This is a genomic window from Sphingobium abikonense NBRC 16140 (genome assembly GCF_001598335.1).
Lineage (GTDB): Bacteria > Pseudomonadota > Alphaproteobacteria > Sphingomonadales > Sphingomonadaceae > Sphingobium > Sphingobium abikonense.
This window is the reverse complement of the sequence record NZ_BCYT01000010.1, coordinates 70,254-96,051: the sequence shown is the minus strand read 5'-3', so window position 1 is coordinate 96,051 and position 25,798 is coordinate 70,254. Positions and strand designations below refer to the sequence as shown.

Annotated in this window: 18 protein-coding genes and 1 riboswitch; of the genes, 10 read left to right on the top strand and 8 right to left on the bottom strand. The window is 61.8% G+C overall.

All coding sequences use genetic code 11. From position 1 onward, the window contains the following. The 4 genes from SAB01S_RS18665 to SAB01S_RS12440 form a co-directional block, all read left to right on the top strand. A partial coding sequence (locus tag SAB01S_RS18665; RefSeq protein ID WP_169802570.1) for a hypothetical protein occupies nt 1-676 on the top strand: 676 nt, incomplete at its 5' end. Next, nucleotides 676-2,016: an MFS transporter gene (locus SAB01S_RS12450; RefSeq protein WP_062733392.1), complete on the top strand. Its 1,341-nt coding sequence runs from the start codon at nt 676-678 to the stop codon at nt 2,014-2,016. The genes SAB01S_RS18665 and SAB01S_RS12450, both read left to right, overlap by 1 nt. Beyond that, nucleotides 2,013-4,007 (top strand): serine hydrolase domain-containing protein, encoded by a 1,995-nt coding sequence (locus tag SAB01S_RS12445; protein WP_083951332.1) that lies wholly within the window; start codon nt 2,013-2,015, stop codon nt 4,005-4,007. The genes SAB01S_RS12450 and SAB01S_RS12445 overlap by 4 nt, the downstream gene beginning before the upstream one ends. Nucleotides 4,008-4,082: 75 nt before the next feature. Beyond that, a riboswitch (SAM-I-IV-variant riboswitch) is annotated at nt 4,083-4,192 on the top strand. Nucleotides 4,193-4,241: 49 nt separating this feature from the next. After that, nucleotides 4,242-5,321 (top strand): threonine aldolase family protein, encoded by a 1,080-nt coding sequence (locus SAB01S_RS12440; protein ID WP_062733389.1) that lies wholly within the window; start codon nt 4,242-4,244, stop codon nt 5,319-5,321. 98 nt (nt 5,322-5,419) lie between these two features. On the opposite strand, the gene SAB01S_RS12435 is transcribed toward SAB01S_RS12440, so the two are convergent. From SAB01S_RS12435 to SAB01S_RS12415, 5 genes are all read right to left on the bottom strand, one after another. Then, complete coding sequence (locus tag SAB01S_RS12435; protein WP_062733387.1) at nt 5,420-5,995, bottom strand: hypothetical protein; 576 nt, start codon at nt 5,993-5,995, stop codon at nt 5,420-5,422. A gap of 336 nt (nt 5,996-6,331) precedes the next feature. Then, nucleotides 6,332-8,644 (bottom strand): xanthine dehydrogenase family protein molybdopterin-binding subunit, encoded by a 2,313-nt coding sequence (locus tag SAB01S_RS12430; RefSeq protein WP_083951330.1) that lies wholly within the window; start codon nt 8,642-8,644, stop codon nt 6,332-6,334. After that, nucleotides 8,641-9,627 carry an FAD binding domain-containing protein gene (locus tag SAB01S_RS12425; RefSeq protein ID WP_062733385.1) on the bottom strand — a complete coding sequence of 329 codons (987 nt, stop codon included), beginning with the start codon at nt 9,625-9,627 and terminating at the stop codon, nt 8,641-8,643. The genes SAB01S_RS12430 and SAB01S_RS12425 overlap by 4 nt, the downstream gene beginning before the upstream one ends. Next, nucleotides 9,624-10,133: a 2Fe-2S iron-sulfur cluster-binding protein gene (locus SAB01S_RS12420; RefSeq protein ID WP_062733383.1), complete on the bottom strand. Its 510-nt coding sequence runs from the start codon at nt 10,131-10,133 to the stop codon at nt 9,624-9,626. The genes SAB01S_RS12425 and SAB01S_RS12420 overlap by 4 nt, the downstream gene beginning before the upstream one ends. Before the next feature lie 73 nt (nt 10,134-10,206). After that, nucleotides 10,207-10,638, bottom strand: coding sequence for a MarR family winged helix-turn-helix transcriptional regulator (locus SAB01S_RS12415; RefSeq protein ID WP_062733424.1), 432 nt, complete (start codon nt 10,636-10,638; stop codon nt 10,207-10,209). A gap of 1,420 nt (nt 10,639-12,058) precedes the next feature. Here SAB01S_RS12415 and SAB01S_RS12410 point away from each other — a divergent pair. Together SAB01S_RS12410 and SAB01S_RS12405 are read left to right on the top strand one after the other, a co-directional pair. Further along, complete coding sequence (locus SAB01S_RS12410; protein WP_062733382.1) at nt 12,059-14,395, top strand: glycoside hydrolase family 31 protein; 2,337 nt, start codon at nt 12,059-12,061, stop codon at nt 14,393-14,395. A 12-nt stretch (nt 14,396-14,407) separates the two neighbouring features. Then, nucleotides 14,408-15,871, top strand: coding sequence for a GH1 family beta-glucosidase (locus SAB01S_RS12405; RefSeq protein WP_062733380.1), 1,464 nt, complete (start codon nt 14,408-14,410; stop codon nt 15,869-15,871). A gap of 20 nt (nt 15,872-15,891) precedes the next feature. Here SAB01S_RS12405 and SAB01S_RS12400 read toward each other — a convergent pair whose 3' ends face one another. Together SAB01S_RS12400 and SAB01S_RS12395 are read right to left on the bottom strand one after the other, a co-directional pair. Next, the gene (locus SAB01S_RS12400; RefSeq protein WP_062733378.1) at nt 15,892-16,761 is read right to left on the bottom strand and encodes a Rossmann-like and DUF2520 domain-containing protein; all 870 of its coding nucleotides are present in this window, start codon (nt 16,759-16,761) and stop codon (nt 15,892-15,894) included. A 35-nt stretch (nt 16,762-16,796) separates the two neighbouring features. Further along, nucleotides 16,797-17,864: a helix-turn-helix transcriptional regulator gene (locus tag SAB01S_RS12395; protein ID WP_245646479.1), complete on the bottom strand. Its 1,068-nt coding sequence runs from the start codon at nt 17,862-17,864 to the stop codon at nt 16,797-16,799. Between the two features lie 91 nt (nt 17,865-17,955). On the opposite strand from SAB01S_RS12395, the gene cysD reads away from it, so the two are divergent. The 3 genes from cysD (at nt 17,956) to SAB01S_RS12380 (ending at nt 21,692) form a co-directional block, all read left to right on the top strand. Next, nucleotides 17,956-18,867: a sulfate adenylyltransferase subunit CysD gene (gene cysD / locus SAB01S_RS12390; RefSeq protein ID WP_062733377.1), complete on the top strand. Its 912-nt coding sequence runs from the start codon at nt 17,956-17,958 to the stop codon at nt 18,865-18,867. A gap of 144 nt (nt 18,868-19,011) precedes the next feature. Further along, complete coding sequence (cysN, locus tag SAB01S_RS12385; protein WP_062733420.1) at nt 19,012-20,925, top strand: sulfate adenylyltransferase subunit CysN; 1,914 nt, start codon at nt 19,012-19,014, stop codon at nt 20,923-20,925. A gap of 23 nt (nt 20,926-20,948) precedes the next feature. After that, nucleotides 20,949-21,692 carry a 3'(2'),5'-bisphosphate nucleotidase CysQ gene (locus SAB01S_RS12380; protein ID WP_062733375.1) on the top strand — a complete coding sequence of 248 codons (744 nt, stop codon included), beginning with the start codon at nt 20,949-20,951 and terminating at the stop codon, nt 21,690-21,692. A 30-nt stretch (nt 21,693-21,722) separates the two neighbouring features. Here SAB01S_RS12380 and SAB01S_RS12375 read toward each other — a convergent pair whose 3' ends face one another. Then, complete coding sequence (locus SAB01S_RS12375) at nt 21,723-22,757, bottom strand: LacI family DNA-binding transcriptional regulator (protein WP_062733419.1); 1,035 nt, start codon at nt 22,755-22,757, stop codon at nt 21,723-21,725. 270 nt (nt 22,758-23,027) lie between these two features. On the opposite strand from SAB01S_RS12375, the gene SAB01S_RS12370 reads away from it, so the two are divergent. After that, nucleotides 23,028-25,736 carry a TonB-dependent receptor gene (locus tag SAB01S_RS12370; protein ID WP_174525649.1) on the top strand — a complete coding sequence of 903 codons (2,709 nt, stop codon included), beginning with the start codon at nt 23,028-23,030 and terminating at the stop codon, nt 25,734-25,736. Nucleotides 25,737-25,798: the final 62 nt, after the last annotated feature.

Sequence of the window (25,798 nt, the reverse complement as noted above, 5' to 3'; positions counted from 1 at the left end):
AACACAAATGGTGAAGATCCCGGCGGCTGGCCTCGACATCGTGATCCTGTCCAATGGACGCAGCAGTCTAGAAGGCTATGGCCTTGCCGACTCGATCATAGACCTGTGCATAGCGGACCTTCCCCCAATCCCCGAGGGGAGGACAAGCCCGGCGGCGACAGGAATATATCATTCCCGCGCGACCGGCCGCGTGATGCGGCTGGCCGACAAGGACGGCGCCCAGATGGTTGCGATCGGGGCCATCACGCTGCCCGCGCGAACCCACGCAGACGGCTTGCTCAGCCTCCCGATCCTGCCGACCGACATGACGATCGCGCTCGATGCGGGAGGTGATGTTCTGACGGTCAGCGAATTCGGCAAGGTCGACCAACTCGAACGGCTTGCGCTTTCGACCGGCGCCGACGTGCGGTCGATCATTGGCGATTATGAGAACGAAGCGGCATCCCTCACCGCCAGCATATTGATCGAAACGGGGGACGGGGCGGCACAGCTTGTCCTGGGCAGCCCGATGGGTTCCACGACCTACAAGCTCGTGCCATTGGCGGACGGACTTTGGGAAGCGACAGGTGGGACCGGGCTGCCGCTCGTCATCACGCTGGAATTTGGCGACGGCGGTTTTAGGCTAACGACCGGCAGGACGACACGGCTTCCCTTTTACCGGAGAATGTCGGTCTGATGACGACGTTGGCGCCCTCCTTCCCCACGGCCGCCCAGGCGCGTCGCGGCGTCGCGTGTATCGCCACGACCGGCTTTTTCCTGTCGATGGACATCACGCTCACCACGCTGCTGATCGAGCCGATGAAGCGCGAAATGGGATTGAGCGACATCCAGATCGGCCTCGTTCAGGGAACGGCTTTCGGCATAGCCTTCGGGTTGAGTTCAGTGCCGCTGGGCCGCCTCATCGACAAAGGCAACCGCGTGCGGTTTCTGGGGATCGGCCTTCTGTTCTGGATCGCCGCGATGGTCACGACCGGCGCCGCATCGAGCTTTCTGACGCTCATCTTTGCCCGCCTTGTCCTTGGCTGCGTCGCGGCGCTGCTCATTCCAGCGGCATTTTCCCTGATCGCGGACCTGTATCCGCCCGAAGGACGCTCGGTTGCGACCAGCCTTTTCGTCGTGGGGCAGGCGGGGGGCCAGGCGTTTGGCATCTTGGTCGGCGGCCTCGCATTCGACGCGCTCACCGCCTTTCAAAATGCGCATCCTGGCGCGACATTGGACTTGCCTGCCTGGCGCATCCTGTTCATCGGCGCAGCGCTGCTGGGCCTCGTCCCCTATCTGTTGCTCGCCCGCGTGAAGGAACCGGCACGACAGGAGCAAAAAGAGCATCATGCTACGGCGATCGGCGCTGTGCGGGAGCTTTGGACATATCGGCGATTGCTGATACCGCTTCTTACCGCAATGTTGTTCACGCAAGTCACCATGCAAGCAACATCGGTGTGGGCGCCCCCCGTTCTGACGCGACAATTCGGGTTGACCCCCGGACAGTTTGCCGGCTGGCTGAGCGCGATCATGCTTGCAGGCGGAATGCTGGGTGCACTGGCGGGCGGTCGCCTCGGGAAAGCCGGGCAGCGTCAGGGCGGAAATCGCCGCGTGCTGATGCCCGCCATGATCGCGTCTCTTGCCCTTATTCCACTGTCCCTGTTCGGCGTGCTTCCGACTATCCCGCTCGTTGCGCTTTTCCTTGCGGGGAATATTTTTGCCGGCGCCGTCATCGCGACATTGGGCGTCATCGCGATAACGCTCAATTTTCCGAATGAGATAAGGGGCCTGGCGCTCGGCAGCAACGTCCTGTGTTCGACGTTGCTCGGGACCGCCACCGCTCCCGCCGCGATCGCAATGGTCAGCAAGGCCATGGGCGGAGAGACGATGCTCGGCTTTGCGATTGCCGGCCTGTGCGCGCCGGCGGCTGTTTTATCGGCGATTTGCTTTTTCCTGGCGATGCGGCAGGGCACCACCCCTCAGGACGGACGAGGGACAATGAGCGCGCAGCGCAGTTTGACGGAGGCAAGAGGATGAGGGCGGTGATAGGCAGGCTGGCAAGAACGGCGCTATTGTGCGTCGCCGCCCACATGATGGTCGGTGCAGCGCCCGTCGCATCGCCCGCGAAAGTCCTGCCCGCCCCCCCGGTATCGCAACCTGATGCCGCACACACGGTCGATGTACCGCAGCCATCCCATGACCTCAACGCCCGCGACCTTGAAGCATGGTTCGACGGCATGCTTCCCGTTGCGCTTGAACAGGGCGATGTCGCGGGCGCGGTCGTATCGGTGGTGAAGGACGGGCAGATCCTGTTCGCCAAGGGCTATGGCTATGCCGATGTCGCGCGCAAGGTGCCGATGGACGCGCGACGCACGCTGGTGCGTCCGGGTTCGGTGTCCAAACTCGTCACCTGGACGGCGGTGATGCAGTTGGTGGAACAGGGCAAGTTGGACCTTAACGCCAACGTCAATCGCTACCTTGACTTCAAGATACCCGAACCCTTGGGCAAACCGATCACGCTCAACCAGCTGATGGCGCACCGGGCGGGTTTTGAAGAAGGGCTGAAGGACGCGATCATCACTGATCCCAAATCGCTTCAAAGCCTGGAGGTTTTTCTCAAAAGGCATGTGCGGCCGGTGCTTTTCGCACCGGGCGAAACGCCTGCCTACTCCAATTACGGAACGGCGCTCGCCGGTTATATCGTGCAGCGCGTTTCCGGGCAGTCCTTCGACGATTATGTGGCGCAGCATATTTTCCAGCCGCTCGACATGACCAGCTCGACATTCCATCAGCCTCTGCCGCCGCGCTTTGCGGCGCGCATGTCGAAAGGCTATATGGCGGGATCGGACGCACCGCGGCCGTTCGAGCTCATCTCTTTTTCGCCCGCCGGATCCTTGACGTCATCGGCGACCGACATGGCGAACTTCATGATCGCGCATCTTCAGGACGGTCGGTTCGGCGGCCAGAGCATATTGCGGCCCGAAACAGCGCAGACGATGTACAGCGCGTCTATTCCCCATGCCAAGGGATCGGACGTGATGGCCCATGGCTTCTTCCGGGGGCATCGCAACGGTCACCTCATCCTTGAACATGGCGGCGACACGATCCTCTTCCACAGCAACCTGCAAATCCTGCCCGATGACGGCGTCGGCCTGTTCGTTAGCTTCAACAGCCGGGGCAAGGGCGATGCGGCCTATGGCATCAGGACAAGTCTGATCGACGGATTCATGGACCGCTATTTCCCGGGGCCCAACACCGTGACGCCTCCCGCCCTGTCGACCGCCAAGGCCCATGGCACGGAAATCGCCGGACGATACGAAACGTCGCGTCGGGTGCAGTCTGGCTTCATGAGCCTGTTCTATGTGCTTCAAGGGCAGCAGGTCGTCAGCCCTCAACCGGACGGCACCATCAAGCTCGCAACCGCACCCGAAAAATCCTATCGCGAAGTCGCGCCCTATGTCTGGCAAGAAGTGGGGGGAACGCAAACCCTGACCTTGCGGCGCATCGATGGGACGAAGACCATCATCGACAGCCACGATCCCATCCAATATTTTCAGCAAGTGCCGCTTCGGCGCGATGCCAGCTTCAACCTGGCGATCTTCGGCTTATCCTTTTTGCTGTTGATTGCCGGGGCGGTCGCATGGGTCGCTTCGGCCATCAGCAAGCGGGTCCATGGCCAATCGAATGCCTTGCCCCGGCAGGTCGTCCTTGCCCGCCGGTTCGGGCGAATCGCGGTCATTGCCGACCTGGCTTATCTGGTCGGGTGGTTTGCGCTGCTCTCTCCGATCCTCAGCAATGACGTGGCCTATTATACCTCGGCCCGCGACCCGATCATCCGCGCTATGCAGATTGCCGGAGTCATCCCGATGCTCGCCCTCGTGGCTGGCATCTGGAGTTGTGTGGAGGCGTTCCGAGCCCGTCGGCACTGGCTGATCCGGCTTGGAACGCTGGTGATGGCGGCCGCCTTGGCGGGAGTCCTTTGGATCGCCTATGTGGGCGGACTGCTGAGTTTTACGTTGAATTACTAACCATGTGGACGGGCTCTCCGGCAAGCAGCGCCTTGCTGGAAAGCTTGACGCATAGAAGAGGGGCGACTAGCCCGTCCCTTGCATCAAGAGTCGGGTGAACGCCTGACACCAACCTGCTCCCGGGCAAGGTGGTGCCCCGCGCAAAAGCGGGGGATGTGGCCGGACCGGCAACCACGGGATCCTTGCCGCATGAGACGTTTGCTTCGCCCTTATCGACACAAGGAGCGACAAGTCATGACTATGCCGGCGCAGCAATTTGCCAGCGACAATTATGCAGGTATCTGCCCCGAGGCCTGGGCGGCGATGGCACAGGCCAACCATGGATCTGCGCCGGCCTATGGCGATGATGACTGGACGCAGAAAGCAGCGGACGCCTTCCGCACGCTTTTCGATAGCCGCTGCGAAGTATTTTTCGTCTTCAACGGGACGGCGGCCAACTCGCTCGCGCTCGCATCTCTCTGCCAATCCTATCACAGCGTAATTTGCGCAGCGTCCGCCCATGTGGAAACAGACGAATGCGGTGCTCCGGAATTTTTCTCGAATGGATCGAAGTTGCTGGTCGCGAACAGTGAGGACGGAAAGCTGACGCCTGAGGCGATTTACATGATTGCCCAGAGCCGCAAGGATATTCATTTTCCCAAGCCGCGCGTCGTAACCATCACCCAGCCCACCGAAACTGGGCAAGTCTATTCCATCGACGAAATACGGGCAATCTCCGCCGCCTGCAGGGACCTTGGGCTGAAATTGCATATGGATGGCGCGCGTTTTGCGCACGCTTGCGCCGCCTTGGGTTGCGACCCGGCGGATATAAGCTGGCGCGCCGGCGTGGACGTCCTCTGTATGGGCGGAACAAAGGGCGGAATGGCTGTGGGGGAAGCGGTCATTTTCTTTGACACAGACTTGGCTCAGGACTTCGACTATCGTTGCAAGCAGGCTGGACAACTCGCGTCAAAGATGCGGTTTCTGGCAGCGCCCTGGCTCGGTATATTGTCGGGCGGGGCATGGCTTCGACACGCTGGCCATGCCAATCGTTGCGCGCAGACACTTGCGCAATCCACTGCCGATTTGCCGGGCATCGACCTGCTTTACCCCGTTCAGGTCAATGCGGTGTTCATGCGGGCCGACCCTGTCATCCTGGAGCGATTACGCGCTTTGGGATGGCGCTTCTATACCTTCATCGGTGGTGCGGCGCGCTTCATGTTCGCGTGGGACTCTACCATCGATACCGTAGAACGACTGGCCAACGACATCCGGCACAGCGTGGCGCCCCTGCACGACGAGCAAGACGCCGACCAAGCGGAACATATACGATAAGTCCACTGGCGGCATATAGGCTTCGACCGGCCGGTCGCGCCTTGGGTCGTCATGACGTGCGCGCCTTGCCTGCACGGCAGAACTTTGGGCGCCACACGTCAGGATGCGAAGAGGTCGCCCTGCCGTGCGCGGCCGCTCACCCGGGGCGGGATAGGTCGATGAGGCACGAGCGCTCTGGCGCGGCCGGTCAATGTGTAGACCGCCTGACGCTGGGCGCCGCGATTGAGGTGGTCCACACGGTAGCCCTGATAATGCCGTTTGAGCAATCCGGCCTTTACCAGTTCCGATGCTGCGCGGCTCAAATTGGTTTTTCCCGAAGCACGAACGCGCGCCTGCACTTCATCTTGAACCAGTTTTGAGTCTGCCTCTGTGTCTCCGAGGATCCGGCCGTTAGACCGCAACTCTTCCCGCACGCGCTCGACCAGCGCCAACCGGCGCGGATCCCGCTGGCCCATTGGTGTCAGTGCGTCGCACAACCAGTCACGCAATGGCACAAGGCCGTCCTCGACCCGCACCACAGGTCCCGCGCTGCCATCGGGCCGCGCCACATCGGCGATCAGTGTCAGCAGCATGAAGGCATAACGCGGGCGCGAGCAGCAGTGGGCCAGTTGATCGAGCAAGAGCGAAATGTCGCTGCCGCCCACCATGCGGGATGGGATGGATGGGTGAAACATATCGTGAATCAAGCACAAAGCTATGCCGATGTGAATCCTGTTTTTCAGCCGAGTCGCTCTTTGTCGGCTGTGACACTTTGCCAGCGGGTAAAGTGTCACAGCTGAAACATCATAGGCCGATAATCGGAAGCTAGATGCCGTTGACGCAGTGGTCCCCAGGCATAAACGGCCAGCCGATGATCAGCGTGGCGAAAATGCTTCCCTGTCGAGCGGCGCAGGCCTTCCAGATCCCGTAGCCATCCGCCTCTCTCGCCAACCTCGGCCAAAGTTGGCCCCGGCGAACCACATGTCTTGCTCGCAGGAAATTCCAGGAATCCTGCTTCCAGGAAAAACGTGCTAAAGTAGCTTGTCCAGTGTGAGCGGCAGGTCGCGCACCCGTTTTCCGGTTGCGTTGAAAACCGCGTTGGCGATGGCGGCAGCCACACCAGTGGTGCCGATCTCCCCAATGCCACGGGCCCCGAGCGGCGTGCGAGGATCGGGGATGTCGGTCCACAGAATATCTATGTCGGGCACGTCGAGATGCACCGGCACGTGATAATCGGCGAGTGACGTGCTCATGATACGGCCGCTCCGTTCGTCGAGCAGCGTTTCCTCCGTGAGCGCCATGCCGAGACCCATGATCATGCCGCCTTTAAACTGGCTGGTTGCCGTCCTGGCATTGAGGATGCGGCCACAGTCGAAGGCACCGACAAGGCGGTTCACGCGAATTTCGCCGGTGACTTCACTGACGCGCAACTCGCAGAAATTTGCCGAGGTGCTGTGCATCGAATATTTTATGATCTCAAGCGGCGCACCGCTTTCGCCGACGACGCTCAGTTCCGCGCGGCCCGACCGCCGCAGGATGGAAGCGAAGCTTTCGTTGCGGGCAGGATCCTCGACGCCGCGCAGGCCACCATCGGCGAATTCGACCTCAGCGGGCTTGAGACCGGCCAGTGGCGTGTCGTTGCCTGCAAGCCGCAGCAATTCGGCGACGAGCTTTCCGCTCGCCGCGCTGATCGCGGCGGCCAGCGATGCAGTCTGCGACGATCCGCCGGCAAAGCTGGCAAAGGGGAGGCTTGAATCCCCTATGGTCACCGTGACCCTATCGAGCGGGAGGCCAAGGCGATCGGCAGCATGCTGACGCTGCACCGTGGCCGTGCCCATGCCCATTTCGTGCGCGGCGCTGGCGACATGGACGTCTCCGCTGTTATCGATGGTGACCCGCACCGATGTGCCGGGCATCCGCATGAACGGAAAGGTGCCGCTGGCGCAGCCCATGCCGATCAGCCACTCGCCTTCGCGCCGCATTCCCGGCTGGGCCATGCGCCGGTGCCAGCCGAAGCGCGCCGCGCCCAGATCATAAGCCTCCATCATCGCGCTTTGCGAATGCGGCGCGCCACTGACTGGATCGCGGGTCGCAACGTTGCGGCGGCGCAGTTCGATGGGGTCCATGCCGATGGCGTGCGCCAGCTCGTCCATCGCGCATTCGATCGCGAATGTGCCCGGCGTTTCTCCCGGCCCGCGCATGAAGCTGTTTGCCAGCAAGTCGAGATCGACATAATGCTGGACGATATCGAAGCTTTCGCAAGCGTAGAGAGATCGCCCGGTCAGGCTGAAGCCTTCATCGCAGATGCTGTGCAGCGGCTTGACGCCATAGCCATGGTGCAACAGGGCCTTGAGCGTGCCGTCGGCATCCGCAGCCAGCGCCACCCGCTGCTCGGTCTGCGTTCGCCCGCCGATCAACCTGTGCATACTCGCGCGCGAAAGCGCGACGCGTACGGGGCGATCGGCGAGCTTCGCAGCGGCCACGCCGAGGATCTGGTGGTCCCACAGGCCCTTGGCGCCAAAGCCACCGCCCACATAGGGCGAACTGACCTGAACATCGCCTACCTTCAGTCCGAATATCTTCGCGAGCGAACCGGCGGTGCCGTGGATCATCTGGGTTGCGTCGTGAACGATCAACTTGCCGTCTTGCCAGACGATCGTGGAAGCGTGCGGCTCGATCGGGTTATGGTTTTCCCATGGCGTGGTGTAGACGGCGTCGATCTTGAAGGCTGCTTCCGCGAGTTTTTGGCCTGCATTGCCCTTGTCGAGCCTGTTCTTCTCGACGAGCATCGAGTCCGGCGTGTAGGCGCTGGCCTTGCCTTCCTCGAACTGCGTACGCGCCTGCACGGCTTCATATCCCACGCGGATCAAAGTCGCCGCGTGATCGGCCTGCTCGCGGGTTTCGGCCAGGACGACCGCGACGACCTGCCCGTTCCAGCGAATCTTGGCATCCTGCATGATCGGCAATGTATGATTGCCTGCGGCTTTCAGGTTCGTCATGCCGATCGGCGGCGGGACGGCCATTTTAGGCGCATTGTGATGGGTCATGACGAGTGCGACGCCCGGCGCAGCTTCGGCCGCGGACACGTCCAGGTCGGCGATGCGGCCCCGCGCGATCGCCGAGTGCACGAACGACGCGTAGAGGAGATTTTTCATCGGCACTTCGGCGGCGAACCGCGCCGCGCCGCGCACCTTGTCGGGACCGTCGATCCGCGTCTGCTGCCCGCCGAGTGCCACTCGCTTGTCTATCAGCGGATCGGGCGTGCCGCCGGGGAGCCAGCTTGCGGGCACATGGCCGATGACAGCGCGCACGCCGCCGACGATGGCGTTCTGAAGCTTGGTCATGCATTCGTTCCTGCAAGGGCGGTCAGGACGGCGACCATAGTGCGTTCGACGAGGCCGATCTTGAAGGAATTGCCCGATAGCGGCCGCGCGTCGATAAGGTCTTCGCGGATCGCAGCCAGGAAAGCGTCGGGCGTCGGGGCACGGCCGACCAGAGCCTGCTCCGCCCGGCGCGCCCGCCAAGGCTTGGCGGCAACGCCGCCCAGTGCAATACGGGCCTGCGCGACCTGTCCGTCGGCGAGCGCGAGGCCGCCGGCGACGGAGATCAATGCGAACGCGTAGCTGGAGCGGTCGCGCACCTTGCGATATTCGGAGTTCACAGTCGCATCCGATGGCGGCGGCAGTTCGACGGCGGTAATCAGGTCGCCGGACTTCAGCACCGTTTCTATTTGCGGCGTATCCCCTGGCAAGACATGGAAATCCGTCAGCGGCACTTGCCGTTCGCCGGCCGCCCCGGAAAGATGAATCACGGCGTCGAGCATGGCGAGGGCGACGCACATGTCGGAGGGATGGGTCGCGACACACTGGTCCGACGCGCCCAGAATCGCGTGATAGCGGTTGAACCCGTAAAGCGCGTCGCATCCGGCACCCGGCTGTCGCTTGTTGCAGCGCGCCCCGTCGACATCGTAGAAATACATGCAGCGTGTCCGCTGGAGAATATTGCCCCCGACCGTCGCCATATTGCGGATTTGTGCCGAGGCGCCGGCGAGCAGCGCCCGGGCAAGCACGGGATAGCGGCTGCGGACGAGAGGATGGGCGGCCAGTGCGGTATTTTTGACCGATGCGTCGATGAACAATCCGCCGCTCTCGCTTTCGCGGATGGCACCGTCCAGGCTGCTGATGTCGACCAACGCGCTTGCTCGTTCGACATTCTGGCGCAGGAGGTCGACCAAATTGGTCCCGCCACCCAGAAACCGACCGTCGCTGCCGGCACGCGCAAGGGCGTCCGCGCGGTCGGAGGCGCGGATGTAGGTCAGGGGGGTCATGCCCCCGTCTCCGCCAGCATCGTCTCGATCGCGTCGATGATCCCGTTGTGCGCACCACAACGGCAAAGATTGCCACTCATGCGCTCGCGTATCTCCGCGCGCGTCGCGACCAGCGTACCCGCGGTGAGATCGTGGGTCACATAGCTGGGATCGCCGCGACGCAACTCCTCCGCCATGGCGATTGCCGAGCAGATCTGGCCGGGCGTGCAATAGCCGCATTGCAGCCCGTCATGCTCGACAAAGGCGCGCTGCAACGGGTGAAGATCGTCACTCCCGCCAGGAAGCCCTTCAACCGTGCGAACGTCGCGGCCTTCCGCCTGCGCGGCTAGCGTAAGACAGGACAGGACGCGATCACCATCCATAAGAACCGTGCAGGCACCGCAGGCACCCTGGTCGCACCCCTTCTTCGTGCCGGTAAGGTGCAGATGCTCCCGCAACAGATCGAGCAGCGAGACTCTGGCGTCGGCCGGCGGCGAAACTTCAGTGCCGTTCACGCATATCGTCATACCGTCGCTCCGTTCCTTAGCGAGTAGCCAACCCGGCCGCCCCGCCCATAAGGTACAACGATTATCGGACTATTCAACTATCGTCGTAGACGATCTTAGTAATCATTGCGATGAATTGATCCCGTTCGTCGGGGGACAGCCGTGAGAGCATCAGCATATACATCTGCCTGTAGGCCTCGACCTGCGCCCTGGCGTAGGCTTTGCCGTCCGTGGACAGCGTGAGCGCCACGGCGCGGCGATCGACTTCCATCCGCTCCCGCTTCAACAAGCCGCGCCTGACCAGCCGGTCCGTCGCCGAAGACAATGTTGTCGCGGGCACGCCGAGAAAGCGAGCCACATCGGTCGGGCCACAGCCAGCATGCTCGGCGATATAGAGCAGCACCGCCTTGTCCAGTTCGGCAAGCGGCCGTTCGATGCGGAGCGCGTCGGCCAGCTTATGGCGACGCGCAAAAGTTTCAAACGCATTGCCGAGCGTGGCAAGCTGGTCTTCGGTCGGATCAGTCATGCATCGCGCATATCCCGTCTGGACCACGATATGCCAGCCCTTGTCCGTGAGCGAAATGCGGCTTACGCCAACATACAGCCAAATGCGGCGCCACATTGGCGACCCTGCGTCGAACCCCTAACACATGGCGGGAGGCGGATCGGACAGGATGCCAGCCCACGGGACAAGATATTCGGATGCGGCCGGCGGCAGAGCCGCTAATAAATCGTAAAGGAGGATGAACCCTCGCTTCAGTCGGTAGGGTTCCTGCTTCGAAAACCCGTTGGGGCAGGTTATTTTTAGGCATCATCGGATCGATCTTCGAAGCCGCCGCTGGAGCAGCGCAGCCTAAGTGACCTCGCGCGCCGCAGACGTAAGAAGAGATTTTGCAGGATCATAGCGAGATACATCTAGCGGCACCCGATCGGCGCAATGCCGGCGACCGAAAAGGAGTTCGCCTCTGCCGCTGCTCGAAGGGAATGCGCCGTAATCGCCCGATGGGGTGGCGGCATAAGGACGGAAAAGTTCCGAAGCCTGAACCTTGCCATTCCAAATGATAGATAATTGATAATATGTCTTATGTTAATCTCTGAATGTCAGTTTTTATGGATGGCGGGCACATCAGCGCCCGCCATCAGATTTTGAACTATGATGGCTTCGTCAAACCACCGCGCACATACGGCCTGACGATCGCCTTCGACTACTATGCAGATGTCGGCCCGAGCAAGATTGTCGATGAGCCTTGCTCGGGAACGACATACCCCCGTCCCAGTTTCTCACGACGGCGGCCGGCTTAGCCGCCTAAGGGACGACAGGTTTCGTCGCAGATGCAACCTCTGCGCAAGATCAGGAAGCGGTTTCGATTGGACCCAGGAAATATGTTGATCGTAAGCATGTAAGCCGCAGCGGTTGCCACTTTCCATGAAGGCGCTTTGGTGACCTTGGTAAAAGACGCCTGACCTGCGGGGCACGTCGATCAGCTTGGTTCGGAGGCGCACTAAAATCTTGAGACGAAGTCCCGCACCACCGTGACCCATGCCGAACTGATGGAGTTAGGGGATGATCGCGATGTGACATGCGAGATGCTGGCCTAGTCCCAGCACTGTTTCAGAGAACCCCAAAAGTCAGCCGTATGCTTGCCAAGATCGACGCTGTTTACCACACATGGACATCTCCCCAATTTGCCTGGCATTTGCAGCCATCGGCCGCGATCCAACCGCAAATATGGTGATCGCCATACTCGCCGCAGCGTCCCCCGAGTCGGTGGCCCCTACGACTATCCGCTGACTTTCGCGAAAGATCGCAGTCCGTCACATACAAGAGACGCCACGGCGCGGAGGAGTCGTTCTGTGTTGTCGGCAGAACGTTCGAGGCCCGCCAGCGTCATGGGTCGTCAAGAAGGCGGCGACCCGACTGGACGAAGAGAACGGGATTGAAAGGCATGCAGGCACGACGTTTCGGGATAGCGCTGGCGGCGATCGTGCTGGGTGTATCCGGCGTGGGTTCGTCCGCGCCCGCAATCGCCGAACCCATGGCGTTGCTGGACCGCCATGGCAGCCGCGTCGCGATCGAACCATATGCGCCCAATATCGTGCGCGTGACAATTGCCCTCGACAAGGCGTTGGCGGAGGCGCCCCCCGGACCAGGACCGATCGCCCAATCGGACGCCAATGGCTGGACGCACAGCAATGATGGAGGCGCGGATATTTTTCGGTCTTCCGCGCTGACCGTCACCGTCGATCCCCAACCCTGGCCTAAAGCGCCACCGCAGATGGACCGCTATTTCGCGCCGTCGCTGCCGCCTGTCACCCTGTCCGTCCATGATGCGCAAGGCAGGCTGCTGACAAAAATGACGGGTTGGGAAATGGCGCCGCACAGCGTGAATGGCGAGCAGACCTTCAAGGTCGGCGCCAGTTTCGACGCTCCGGCCGATGAACATTATTACGGGCTGGGACAAAATCAGGAGGGTATGCTCGATCTCAAAGGGCGGGAGATCGATTGCAAACATTATTATGACGCACCGGCGGGCGAGACCGTCTGTGTGCCGTTCATGGTCACGAACAAGGGCTATGGCATCGTCTGGGACAATCCGGCGCGCACGCTGATATGGCCGGGTTTGCACAGCAGCACCCATTGGCAGAGCCAGGTCGGCGAACGCGTGTCCTTCTTCGTCATTTCCGGCGCCACCACCGACGACATCTACGCCGGCTATGCCAAGCTGACCGGTGAAACCCCATTGCCGCCCAAGGCGGGCTTCGGCCTCATCCAAAGCAAGGCGCGCTACGAAAGCCAACAGGAATTGCTCGATGTCGCCAAGGGCTATCGCGACCGGGGCTATCCGCTCGACGTGATGGTGCTCGACTGGTTCTATTGGACCCGCATGGGGCAGCTGGACATCGACCGCACCTATTTTCCCGATCCGCGGGGGATGAACCATCAGCTCAACGCCATGGGGATGCGCTCTATCATCAGTGTGTGGCCGCGTTTCGAGCGGGAATCCCGCTATTTCGACATGCTGGCGGCCAAGGGATGGCTGCTCAAGGACAAGGACGGCAATCCGGTCGATGGCCTGCCCGTTCGCTACGACCGGGCCGGTGCGCTGATCGACAGCACGAACCCTGAGGCGCGCGCCTGGTTCTGGAGCAAGATCCGCGACAATATCGTGTCTGAAGGCTTTGACTGGCTGTGGCTGGACGAAACCGAACCGGATGTGATCCCGGAGGGCTATTTCTTCTCGATCGGCTCGGGCGACCGCTACCGCAATTTCTTCCCACTGGTTCATACAGGTGGCGTCGCCGAAGGATCCGCCCGCGATCGCCCGGATTTCCGCAACATGATACTGGCGCGCGCCGCTTATCTTGGCGCGCAGCGCAATGGCGGGCTGTTCTGGTCGTCGGACGTCAAATCGACGTGGGAAGCGTTGCGGCGACAGGTGCCGACCGGGCTTAATTATACTGCGTCCGGCCTTGCCTACTGGGGTAGCGATATCGGCGGATGGCAATGGCCCAAGGGTCCGCCACCGCAGGCGCCCGTGTTGATCGATCCCGCCGGCATGACCGCTGCCGGCATGGACTATGTCGATTATCCGGAATTGTTCGTTCGTTGGTTCCAATATAGCGTCTTCACGCCCACCCTGCGCATCCATGGGCAGCGGCCAGACACGGAGCTATGGACCTACGGCAAGGCGGCGGAGCCGATTCTGGCGGACTGGCTGCGGCTGCGCTACACATTGATGCCCTATATCTATTCGCTGGGACGCCACACCTATGACAGCGGCGCCCCCTTCATGCGCGCGCTCTTCATGGATTTTCCCAATGATCCCAAGGCCGCGACAATCGGCGACCAATATATGTTCGGCCCCGCTTTCCTGGTCGCGCCGGTCACGGAGCAGGGCCAGACCAAGCGCCCTGTCTACCTGCCGGCGGGCACGGCCTGGTATGATTATTGGACCAACCAGCGTTACGAAGGCGGCCGGACGATCGAAGTGGCGGCGCCGATCCATCGCATGCCGCTCTTCATCAAGGCAGGGTCGATCATCCCCATGGGTGTTCAGGTGAAAAGCACGGCGGAACGCCAGGCGCTCGAAGCGATCCGGGTCTATCCCGGCGCGGACGCTCGCTTCACCCTGTATGATGACGATGGCAAGACCAACGCCTATCGGAAGGGCGGCGTGAAGGCAGATCTAGTCTGGAACGACCAGGGCCGGTCACTCAGCAGCAAGACGACGCTACCGAGCGGTCAGGCAATCAAGGGCCTGGTCCAGATCATGGGTCAATAAGGAGCTATTGGCATGACTGGCATCAACCGCCGCGATCTGGGCCTGGGGTTGGGCGCGGCAGCGCTCGGGGCATCGCTCACCGGATCTGTCGGCGCGCGCGCGCAAACGGGCGCAGCTGCGACGACCGGCCCTCTCGATCCGCTCGCTTTCCCGGACAATTTCCTGTGGGGTGCCGCGACCGCGGCTTATCAGATCGAAGGGGCGGTCAAGGAAGATGGGCGCGGGCTCACTAATTGGGATATTTTTTCGCACACGCCTGGAAAGGTTGCCAATGGCGATACCGGCGACGTCGCGTGCGACAGCTATCATCGCTATCAGGAGGATATCGCCCTTTTGAAGGCCCTGGGGGTCAAGGCCTATCGCTTCTCCATCGCCTGGTCGCGCATCTTCCCCGATGGCAGGGGGCAACCCAATGCCAAGGGCATGGCTTATTATGACCGGTTGGTCGACGCGTTGCTGGCCGCCGGCATCACGCCGCATGTTACCCTGTTCCACTGGGACTTGCCCCATGCGCTGCCCGGCGGTTGGCAGAACCGGGATACCGCCTATGCCTTTGCCGACTATGCCAGCTATATGACGGCGCGTCTCAGCGATCGCGTCAAGCATATCATGACGGTCAATGAACTGCGCTGTTTCACGGATCTGAGCTACATGACCGGCGGCAAGGCGCCTGGCCTCAAGCTACCGATGAAAGAGGTCAACCAGGTGCGCCATCATGGCGTTCTGGCCCACGGGCTGGGCGTGCAGGCGATCCGCGCAGCCGCCAAGTCGGGCACACAGGTCGGCATAGCCGATAATCCCAACATCTACGTGCCCGCCATCGAGACAACCGACCATATTGAAGCGGTCAAGCGCGCGGTGCGGGAAGAAAATGCCATGTTCCTGACCGCAATCATGGAAGGGGCCTATCGCGACACCTATCTCGCAGCGCAGGGCAAGGACGCGCCTATGGTCAAGGCCGGCGATATGCGGGCAATCGGCAGTCCGCTCGATTTCCTGTCGATCAATGTCTATACCGGTAACACCGTTCGTGCCGATGGCTCAAAGCCGGGCGGTTATGACATATTGCCCCGACTGCCGCAGTCGCCGCGCATGGCGTCCCCCTGGCTCTATGTCAGTCCGGAAGTCATTTACTGGGGCATTCGCGCCATCCATGAGATGTGGAAGCCCAAGGCCATGTATATCTCGGAAAATGGCTGCTCGACCGACGATCAGCTTTCAGCGGATGGACGCGTCTATGATGCCGACCGGGTCATGTATCTGCGCAACTACATCACGCATCTTCAGCGCGCTGCGCGCGAAGGCTTGCCGATCAAGGGCTATTTTGTCTGGAGCCTGATGGACAATTTCGAATGGGAGGATGGCTATACCAAGCTGTTCGGCATCCACCATGTCGATTTCAAGACGCAGAAAAGGACGCCAAAGCTGTCGGCGAACTGGTATCGGGAACTGGTGCGAACTAATAGGCTGGTCTGATTGCGCGCAGTCAGGCAGCCCTAATCCAGCAGGTCGTTGAGGCCGGATCTGACCGGGTGGTCGCCACGCCGTTCCATCTGGGCCAGCGTCGCCCGGGCCATGGCCCGATAGGCGGGCAGCAAATCCGGACAGGCGAGCGCCAATGCGGTCAGATGATGATGGATAGTTTGCGCATCGCCGCGCAGCAGGGGACCCGACAAGGCGTCAAACCCTTTTGACAAGCTGTTTTCCAGCGTTGCGCGGACCAGCGGCGTCAGTAATGCGGCGGGATCCTGAACCCCGGCCGCAGCCAGCGCGTCGGTCGCTCCCGCCAGCAGCGTCACCATGTGATTGGCGGCGTGCGATAGCGCGGCATGGTAGAGGGAACGGCACTCTTCCCCGATAACTTCCACGACACCTCCCAGCAAAGTTACAAGCGCGCGGCCCTGCGCAATCGCCGCGGGGTCTGTAGCCGTGATCGCAAAGGCCGCGCCTTTCATGAGCGTGACTTCTACTGCGGCATCGCCAGTGAACGTCATCACCGGGTGGATCGCCGCGGTCAACGCGCCTGCCGCGCGCAATGGATCAAGCACGGACACCCCGCTGCCGCCGCTTAAATGAATGCAAAAGGGTGCAGGTGAAGGGCATGGCGATAATGACAGGGCCTGCGCCACCGAGGCGATCGCATCGTCCGAGACCGCCAGCAGCACCAAGTCGCAGCTTTGCATCAGTACAGCAACGTCATTGACCACATCACCGCCGACAATGACGGCAGCATCGCGCGCGCGCCTTTCATCGCGCCCCCATATGCAAGAAGGATGGGCGCTATGGGCAGCAAGCGCCAAGCCCATGGCACCCGCAACCCTGCCGCTGCCGACGATTCCGATGCGATGATAGATATGACTGGTCATGGTGCTGCCATTAGCACAGCATCCACGCCGTGATGTCAGATGATCGCCAGTACGCTGGTGAAGATGATGCGCACGAGGTCAGCCTGGCCCCCCGCCCCTGTCTTGGCATAGATTTTTTTTGAATAGTTTCGGGCGGTTTCTGTGGTAAGGTCAAGGTCGTGCGCCGCCTCCGCGATGCTGCGCCCTTGCGCCATGGCCCAGGCTAAACGGGCCTCGCTCGGCAGGAGACCGAAAAGGTCGATCAGCTGTTCGCACCGATCATCGCGGGACCAGCGATCGCCGCTCAGATACAGCATCGCCACCGCTGACGATGCGCCAGAAAGCTGACGGTCGGGGACGGCGGTCACAAACATGTCCATCCAGGGATCCTGGCTCAAGCGAAAGGCGCGGGGACGGATGTTGGGGTCTTGCGCAAAGGCCTTGGCCAGGGCGGCCACGTCCCTGTCGATCGCGGGGGACGCGAAAGTCAGCCGGTCATAGCGTCCATGACGCAGCAGCGCGGTGCGGCGCAGGATGTCCTGAACATTAGCCGACTGGTCGATGATGCGACAACGCGCATCGATGGTGAGCCATCCGAAATTCAGACGCCCGATCATTTCGGACGAGATAGAGGCCCGCCGTCTTTCCCGCTCCAGCGCTGCCAGATTGTTGAGCGCGATCCTGAGATGCGGTCCCAGCCGGCTGAGCAAGGCCGCGCTTGCCGCGCCCATGTCGCGGGGGCCGGCAATCGTCAGCCACGCGTGAGCATCGCTTGCATCCGTCAGTCGCAGGGTCCGCAAATGGCGAAGGCCGACCTCCTCCGGCGTTGCCAAGGTTCGCAGGTCCTGCTCGCCAACGGTCAACTCGTCCAACGCATATACGCGCCCTTCCCGCAAAAGCCGGGCGGCATCATAATGTCTGGTAAAATACTCCTGCAGCGCTAGCGGCAGGCTTTCTCCCGCACGGAACTGCACCACCGGTCCTTCCTTGGGGTGCACAATCAGACTTGCCGTCGCAGCACCGGTAGCGCCTTGCAGCAGGCCAAGGAAACGGCTCCATAACGGCTGATCGGACAGGCCGTCATGCAGCGCGGCCAACAGGTCCGCCTCGCCAGTATTCATCATGCGCATGAGTATTTTCTGCCACACTCCCATATGGGAGGTCAAACATGCGTGGTGCGATGCCACACGGGTGCGTCCTTGCCGTGGAGACACCATGCTCGATAAGAAGACCCTGACCCATCTGGAACGCCTCGAAGCGGAGAGTATCCATATCCTGCGCGAAGTCGTGTCGGAGGCGGAAAAGCCGGTGATGCTCTATTCCGTCGGCAAGGACAGCGCGGTGATGCTGCACTTGGCGCGCAAGGCCTTCTACCCCTCGCCGCCGCCCTTCCCGCTGCTGCATGTCGACACCACCTGGAAATTCCGCGCCATGTACGAATTGCGAAACCGGATGGCGCGCGAAAGCGGGATGGAATTGCTGGTCTACCAGAACCCGGAAGCCAAGGACCGGGGCATCAACCCGTTCGACCATGGGCCGCTGCATACCGATATGTGGAAGACCGAAGGGTTGAAACAGGCGCTTAACCTCTATGGCTTTGACGCGGCCTTTGGCGGCGCGCGGCGTGACGAGGAAAAGAGCCGCGCCAAGGAACGCATTTTTTCGTTCCGTACCGCCAGCCATGGATGGGACCCCAAGAACCAGCGGCCGGAATTGTGGAACCTTTACAATGCCCGCAAGAACAAGGGCGAAAGCATCCGCGTCTTTCCGATCAGCAACTGGACCGAACTCGACATCTGGCAATATATCCACCTGAACGACGTGCCGATCGTGCCGCTCTATTTCGCGGACAAGCGCCCGACGGTGGAGCGTGACGGCATGTTGCTGATGGTCGACGACGACCGCTTTCCGCTGCAGCCTGGGGAAGAGCCGGTCATGCGCTCCATCCGGTTCCGGACGCTTGGCTGCTATCCGCTGACCGGGGCGGTGGAAAGCGAGGCGCGCACCTTGCCTGAGGTGATCCAGGAAACGCTGTTGACCACCACATCGGAACGCCAGGGGCGCGCCATCGACAAGGATGCCGGTGGTGCCGGCATGGAGAAGAAGAAGCAGGAAGGCTATTTTTGATGCGCCGTGTCATCCGCCGCGCGGATGACAGCGCATTTGCTTCGGCGCACGCTACAGCTTCAGCGCCTTAGCGCAGACCTCCCCCAAATATCTTGAATGCCGGCGCACGACGGCACGACGGAACAGAATGACGGGACAGACGACATGACCGACACCGTTGCAGACCCCATTTACAAGACCGACGCGCTGATCGCGCAGGACATCGACCAATATCTCAAGGTCCATGAGCATAAGACGATGCTCCGTTTCATCACCTGCGGGTCCGTGGATGACGGCAAGTCGACCCTGATCGGACGGCTGCTTTATGACAGCAAGATGATCTTCGAGGATCAGCTCGAAGCACTGCAATCGGATTCGCGCAAGGTCGGCACGCAGGGGCATGAGATTGACTTCGCGCTGCTGGTCGATGGTCTGGCCGCGGAACGCGAACAGGGCATCACGATCGACGTCGCCTATCGTTTCTTCGCAACGGAAAAGCGCAAGTTCATCGTCGCCGACACCCCCGGGCACGAACAATATACCCGCAACATGGTGACTGGCGCATCGACGGCCGACCTAGCGGTGATCCTGATTGACGCGCGCAAGGGCGTGCTGACCCAGACGCGCCGGCACAGCTATCTGGCGCATCTGATCGGCATCCAGAACATCGTTCTGGCGGTCAACAAGATGGATCTGGTCGATTATGACCAAGCGACGTTCGAGGCCATCGTCGAAGACTATACCGCGTTCGCCAAGTCCATCGGCATCACCGCGTTCACCGCCATGCCGATTTCCGGGTTCAAGGGCGACAATATCACGACGCTGTCGGCCAATACGCCCTGGTATCAGGGACCAAGCCTGATCGAGCATCTGGAAACGGTCGAGGTCAACAGCGCGACGGACGCGGACAAGCCGTTCCGCATGCCGGTGCAGTGGGTCAATCGCCCCAATCTGGACTTTCGCGGCTTTTCCGGCCTGATCGCCACGGGCAGCGTACGGCCTGGCGACAGCGTGCGGGTATTGCCGTCGGGCAAGACCAGCAGCGTCAGCCGGATAGTGACGCTGAACGGCGATCTGGAGCAGGCAGTGGCCGGACAGTCGGTCACACTCTGTTTTGCCGACGAAATCGACTGTTCGCGCGGCGATGTGATCGCGCTGGCCGACAGCCCGCCCCAGGCGGCCGATCAGTTTGAAGCGACGATCGTATGGATGGCGGACGAGGAAATGCTGCCCGGCCGGGCCTATTGGCTCAAGATCGGCACGCAGACCGTGACGGCGACGATCCAGCAGCCCAAATATCAGGTCAACGTCAATACGATGGAGCATCTGGCGGCCAAGACGCTGGATTTGAACGCTATCGGCGTCGCCAATCTGTCGACCGACAAGCAGATCGTGTTCGAACCCTATGCCGATAACCGGACGCTGGGCGGATTCATCCTCATCGACAAGATCAGCAATGCGACAGTTGCCGCCGGCATGCTGCATTTCAGCCTGCGCCGCGCGCAGAATGTGCATTGGCAGGCGACCGATGTCAGCCGCGATTTCCATGCGCGCTTGAAGAACCAGCGCCCTGCCGTGCTGTGGTTCACCGGCCTGTCGGGTGCGGGCAAGTCGACCATCGCCAATCTGGTGGAAAAGAAGCTGGCCCGGATGAACCGCCATACCTTCCTGCTGGACGGCGACAATGTCCGCCATGGGCTGAACAAGGATCTGGGCTTTACCGATGCCGACCGAGTGGAAAATATCCGCCGGGTCGGTGAGGTCGCCAAGCTCATGACGGATGCGGGCCTGATCGTCATCACCGCCTTCATCTCGCCCTTCCGGTCGGAACGCGACATGGTGCGGCAGATGATGCAGCCGGGCGAGTTTTTCGAGGTGCATATCGACACGCCGCTGGCCGAGGCGGAAGCGCGCGATGTCAAGGGACTGTACAAGAAGGCGCGCGCGGGCGAGCTCAAGAATTTCACCGGTATCGACAGCCCCTATGAGCCGCCGCACGACCCGGAGATGCGGATCGACACTACTGCCATGACCGCTGACGAGGCCGCCGATGCGATCGTCGCTAGGCTGATCCCGTGAGCGAAGGCGTTGATCCCAGGACCATGAGCGATGGCGATCTGGCTGCGCATCTGGCGGAGATCGCCGGGCGTATATTGGTGGAGGTTCGATCGTCCGGCCTGTTCAGCCCCAAGGCGCTAGGCAAGGCGGGCGATCAGACCGCCAACCAGTTTCTGTGCCACGCCCTACGCGAAGCCCGGCCCGATGACGGCCTGCTGTCCGAAGAGGAAAAGGACAATGCCGCGCGGCTGGACAAGAACCGCGTGTGGATCGTCGATCCGGTCGACGGCACGCGCGAATATGGCGAGGCGCGGTCCGACTGGGCGGTGCATGTCGGCATGGCCGTCGACGGCGCGCCGACGTTGGGTGCAGTAGCGCTACCGGGGCTGGATGGCGGCACGATATTGCGATCCGACCAGCCGGTCGCGGTGCCCCCTGCCCCCCAAAAGCTGCGCATGGTCGTCAGCCGCACTCGCCCGGCCGCCGAAACCGCTGCAGTCGCCGATGTGCTGGACGCTGAATTGGTACCGATGGGGAGTGCCGGCGCGAAGGCCATGGCCGTGATCCTGGGTCAGGCCGACATTTATCTGCATAGCGGCGGCCAATATGAATGGGACAGCATGGCCCCCGCCGCCGTCGCCATCGCCCATGGGCTGCATGCCAGCCGGATCGACGGCAGCCCCCTCCTCTACAACCAGCGCGACGTTTATCTGCCCGATCTGCTCATCTGCCGCAAAGAGCATGCGGACCGGGTTCTGGGCCTAGTAGCGGCGCTGTCGAAAGGCTGAGGGGCGCTGCCAAATGGCCCCCAGCCGACGTCACCCGCCGCTGCTGCGGCGGATGACCAGACGGGTCGGCAACACCGTTGGCGGCAACGGCCGATCCTCCACCTGCGCCAATATGGTGTCGACCAGCAACGCCCCCGCCCCCTTCATATCCTGCATGATGGTGGTCAGCGGCGGGCTGGTGAGGTTTGCGGCTGGAATGTCATCGAAGCCGACAATGGCAACGTCCTGCGGGATCGACAGCCCGGCCTCCCCAAGCGCGCGCATCGCCCCGATCGCGATCAGGTCGCTCGCCGCGAAAATGGCATCGAAGGGCGTTCGTCGGGCAATCAGCGTCCGTGCGGCAGCGTAGCCGGCGTCCTCAGCGGTCAGCGCGTCCACTTGCAATTGTGAATCGGACACGATGCCGTGCGCTTCCGCAGCTGCGCAAAGGCCACGATAGCGATCGGCAAATTCGGGATAATGTTCGTCGGCATGACCAAGAAAGGCAATGCGCCGCCGGCCCAATGCAAACAGATGCTCGCCCGCCAGACGACCCGCGCCAACATTGTCCGACCCGATCGTCGCGCCAATATTGTCGTCACTGACCGAACCCCAGCGCACGAAATGCGTGCCATGGCCGACAAGTTGCTCCAGCCGCTGCTTGTAGAGCGTATAGTCCCCATAGCCGAGCAGGATAAGGCCGTCGGCGCGGTGGCTGTCCTGATAGCGGACATGCCAGTCATCCTCCATTTTCTGGAAAGAGATAAGCAGGTCAAGGCCGCGGGCGGCGCATTGGCGGGTGATGGACCCCAGCATGGAAAGGAAGAAGGGATTGATGTTGGATTCGTCCGGGGTCGGGTCCTCGAAAAACAGCAGTGCGATCGTATTCGACCGCTGCGATCGCAGCGATGACGCATTCTTGTCGACGGAATAGTTGAGTTCGCGGGCGATCGCCTCGATCCGCTGGCGTGTCGCAAGGCTGACGGAGCGCGAGCCGCGCAGCGCCCGGCTGACGGTCGGTTGCGACACGCCCGCCAGATAGGCGATGTCGAAGCTTGTCGGCTTGCTGCTTGGCTGACGTCCCACATTCGCCTCCCGCCCCGACAGAAGGGCGCGGCCCCAGGTTAGGACCGTCATGGACATTAGGCAATTGCGCAGCGTTGCACGATGGCCACAGTCCCTCGCCTCCCGCCATGACCGTATCTTATGCGTATACGTATGCCATCTGGCGACCTTGCCGAAAGCCGGCGTAAGGAAACGGCCAGCGCATAGCCGTGGCGGCGCACCGCCACGTTGCATTCGCAACGGGTTTGCACCGGCCGGGACAAGAACCGCCGGTGACAAGGGGAGAGGATAATGGCTAATCAATCAGAGCGCGCCCAGTGGCTGGGCGCTTCCATGCTGGCGATCATCGTCGCTGCGACGGCCGTTCCGGCCATGGCTCAGGATGCTGCCCCGCAGACCGACAGCGCGCCGCAGGATGACCCCGCGAGCACCATCGTCGTCACCGGTTTCCGCGCCGCGCTCGAGAACGCCGTCAACGTCAAGAAGAATGCGCAGACTATCGTCGAATCCGTGTCGGCCGAAGATATTGGCAAGCTGCCCGACGCGTCGATCGGCGAATCCATCGCTCGCCTGCCCGGCCTGACGTCGCAGCGCCTGTTCGGCCGCGCCAATTCGATCGCGATCCGCGGCGCCAGTGCCGACCTGTCCTCAACGACGCTGAACGGACGGCCGCAAACCTCGACCGGCGAACAGCGCAATGTCGAGTTCGATCAATATCCCGCCGAAGTCGTCAGCCGCGTCGACGTCTACAAGACGCCGCAGGCCAATCTGATCCATCAGGGTCTGGTCGGCACCGTCGACATTCGCACCATTCGTCCGCTCGATTATGGCAAGCAGCTGATCGCCGTCGGCGCCCGCGGCGTCTATGCGGACCTGGGCAAGGTCAACGCCGACAGCAACGACATGGGCTATCGCCTGACCGGCACCTATGTCGACCAATTTGCCGGTGACCGGATCGGCGTCGCCCTGTCGGTCGCTTATAGCGACGAACCCTATCAGTCGAAGGAGTTTGAAGCCTGGGGCTATGCCGACACGCCCGATGGCCAGAAGGTGATTGGCGGCATCAAACCGTTCGGCGTGTCGACCCAGCTCAAGCGACTGGGTATTCAGGGCAGCGTGCAGATGCAGGCCACCGATACGCTGATGCTGACCTTCGACGGCTTCTACGGCGATTTCAAGGACAAGCAGATCAAGCGCGGTGTCGAATTCCCGCTCTACTGGTCGAGCGCGTCGCTGGTCCCCGGCAGCACGATGACCGATGGCAATTTCATCAACAAGGGCACCTTCACCAATGTCGAGGCCGTGGTGAACAATCATGGCTATGAGCGCACGTCGAAGATTTTCTCCAGCGGTTTCAACGCTAAATATACCGGCGATGATGGCTGGTCGGCCAGTTTCGACTTTGGCTATTCGCGCACCGACCGCAGCGAATTGTCGCTGGAGACGAACGCGGGCACGGGCTATGGTCCCGGCGTCGGCGCGACCGACACGCTGGACTTCGTCAGCACGAAGACGGGCACGCGCTTCACCAGCAGCCAGCTGGACTATAGCGACCCCAATCTGATGGTATTGACCGACCCGCTGGGCTGGGGCGCGGGCGCGCCGCTGGGCCATCAGGAAGGCTATTATAACGACCGGATCATCGACGATGAGCTGAAAAGCTATCAGATCGAATTCGGCAAGGAGATAGAAAGCAGCTTCCTGTCGAAGATCACGGCGGGGCTGGGCTACACCGATCGCACCAAGTCAAAGACGCCGGAGGAATATTTCCTGAACCTGGCCAATGGCGCGACGTCGCTTGTGCTGCCCGAACAATATCGCATGGGCGGCACGGACCTGAGCTTCATCGGCGTTGGGCCGATCCTGTCCTACGATCCCTTCAAGTTGCTGGAAGATGGCGTCTATGTACTGACGACCAACCCCAGCAAGGACGTCCCGGCCAAGGCCTATTCGGTGACGGAGCGGGTTATGTCTGCCTATCTGATGGCCGACATTCGGGCCGATGTGGGATCGGCAGAACTGACCGGCAATGTCGGCGTGCTCGCCCAGAATACCGAACAGAAATCGCGCGGGTTCCAGAATTTGGCGGCGGCCGATCTGGTGCCGACGACGCGGGGCGCGACCTATTGGGACGTGCTGCCAAGCGCCAACCTGTCGCTGCGTTTCCCCAGCGACTTCGTCATCCGCCTGTCGGGCGCGCGCGAAATCCAGCGCCCTCGCTTCGAGGATATGAAGGTCAGCCTGGACTACGGCTATAACACCAATAGCGGCGTGATAACCGGCACCGGCGGCACGCCCACGCTGCGGCCCTATCGCGCCTGGGCGGCGGACATGAATTTCGAAAAATATTTCGGCACGAAGGGCTATGTGGGCCTGCAGCTATTCTACAAGAAGCTGCAAAGCTACGTCTACCGCGAGACCGTGCCGTTCGACTATACCGGCCTGCCGGTCATCCTGCCGCCGGGCGTCACCGATCTGCAAGGTACGATCACGCGCCCGGTCAATGGGTCGGGCGGCAAGCTCTACGGCTTTGAGGTGGCCGGCACGGTGCCGTTCGAAGTCATTACGCCGGCGTTGGAAGGCTTTGGTCTGACCGGAGGCGCAGGCTATACCAAGACCAGCATCCGGCCTGGCGTCGGGGCGTCGGCCGAAGACCTGCCCGATTATTCGCGCTGGGTCGCCAACGGGACGCTGTTCTTCGAAAAATGGGGCTTCTCGGCCCGCGGATCGGTCCGTTACCGCTCCTCCTTCGTCGGCCAGTTCGTGGGCTTCGGCGGTGAACGGGAATTGCGCCGGGCGCTCAGCGAAACCATCGTCGACGCGCAGATCGGCTATGAATTCCAGAAGGGCAGCGCGCTGGAAGGTCTGTCCTTCTTCCTCCAGGGCCAGAATCTGACCGACGAACCCTTTGTGTCGGTCGACACCGGTGCGTCGATCCAGATCCGCAACTATCAAAGCTATGGCGCGCGCTACATGGCGGGCTTCAACTACCGCTTCTGATGTGTAGACTTAGCCCGGCGGTTCGTGCCGCCGGGCCGCTTGGCGCCTTTTGGAGCAGGGAG

Excerpts from the sequence above, each read along its gene's own strand:
- SAB01S_RS12450 (WP_062733392.1), top strand. The coding sequence starts at position 676 with ATGACGACGTTGGCGCCCTCCTTCCCCACGGCCGCCCAGGCGCGTCGC.
- SAB01S_RS12445 (WP_083951332.1), top strand. The coding sequence starts at position 2,013 with ATGAGGGCGGTGATAGGCAGGCTGGCAAGAACGGCGCTATTGTGCGTC.
- SAB01S_RS12440 (WP_062733389.1), top strand. The coding sequence starts at position 4,242 with ATGACTATGCCGGCGCAGCAATTTGCCAGCGACAATTATGCAGGTATC.
- SAB01S_RS12435 (WP_062733387.1), bottom strand. The coding sequence starts at position 5,995 with ATGTTTCACCCATCCATCCCATCCCGCATGGTGGGCGGCAGCGACATT.
- SAB01S_RS12430 (WP_083951330.1), bottom strand. The coding sequence starts at position 8,644 with ATGACCAAGCTTCAGAACGCCATCGTCGGCGGCGTGCGCGCTGTCATC.
- SAB01S_RS12425 (WP_062733385.1), bottom strand. The coding sequence starts at position 9,627 with ATGACCCCCCTGACCTACATCCGCGCCTCCGACCGCGCGGACGCCCTT.
- SAB01S_RS12420 (WP_062733383.1), bottom strand. The coding sequence starts at position 10,133 with ATGACGATATGCGTGAACGGCACTGAAGTTTCGCCGCCGGCCGACGCC.
- SAB01S_RS12415 (WP_062733424.1), bottom strand. The coding sequence starts at position 10,638 with ATGACTGATCCGACCGAAGACCAGCTTGCCACGCTCGGCAATGCGTTT.
- SAB01S_RS12410 (WP_062733382.1), top strand. The coding sequence starts at position 12,059 with ATGCAGGCACGACGTTTCGGGATAGCGCTGGCGGCGATCGTGCTGGGT.
- SAB01S_RS12405 (WP_062733380.1), top strand. The coding sequence starts at position 14,408 with ATGACTGGCATCAACCGCCGCGATCTGGGCCTGGGGTTGGGCGCGGCA.
- SAB01S_RS12400 (WP_062733378.1), bottom strand. The coding sequence starts at position 16,761 with ATGACCAGTCATATCTATCATCGCATCGGAATCGTCGGCAGCGGCAGG.
- SAB01S_RS12395 (WP_245646479.1), bottom strand. The coding sequence starts at position 17,864 with ATGATGAATACTGGCGAGGCGGACCTGTTGGCCGCGCTGCATGACGGC.
- cysD (WP_062733377.1), top strand. The coding sequence starts at position 17,956 with ATGCTCGATAAGAAGACCCTGACCCATCTGGAACGCCTCGAAGCGGAG.
- cysN (WP_062733420.1), top strand. The coding sequence starts at position 19,012 with ATGACCGACACCGTTGCAGACCCCATTTACAAGACCGACGCGCTGATC.
- SAB01S_RS12380 (WP_062733375.1), top strand. The coding sequence starts at position 20,949 with ATGAGCGATGGCGATCTGGCTGCGCATCTGGCGGAGATCGCCGGGCGT.
- SAB01S_RS12370 (WP_174525649.1), top strand. The coding sequence starts at position 23,028 with ATGGCTAATCAATCAGAGCGCGCCCAGTGGCTGGGCGCTTCCATGCTG.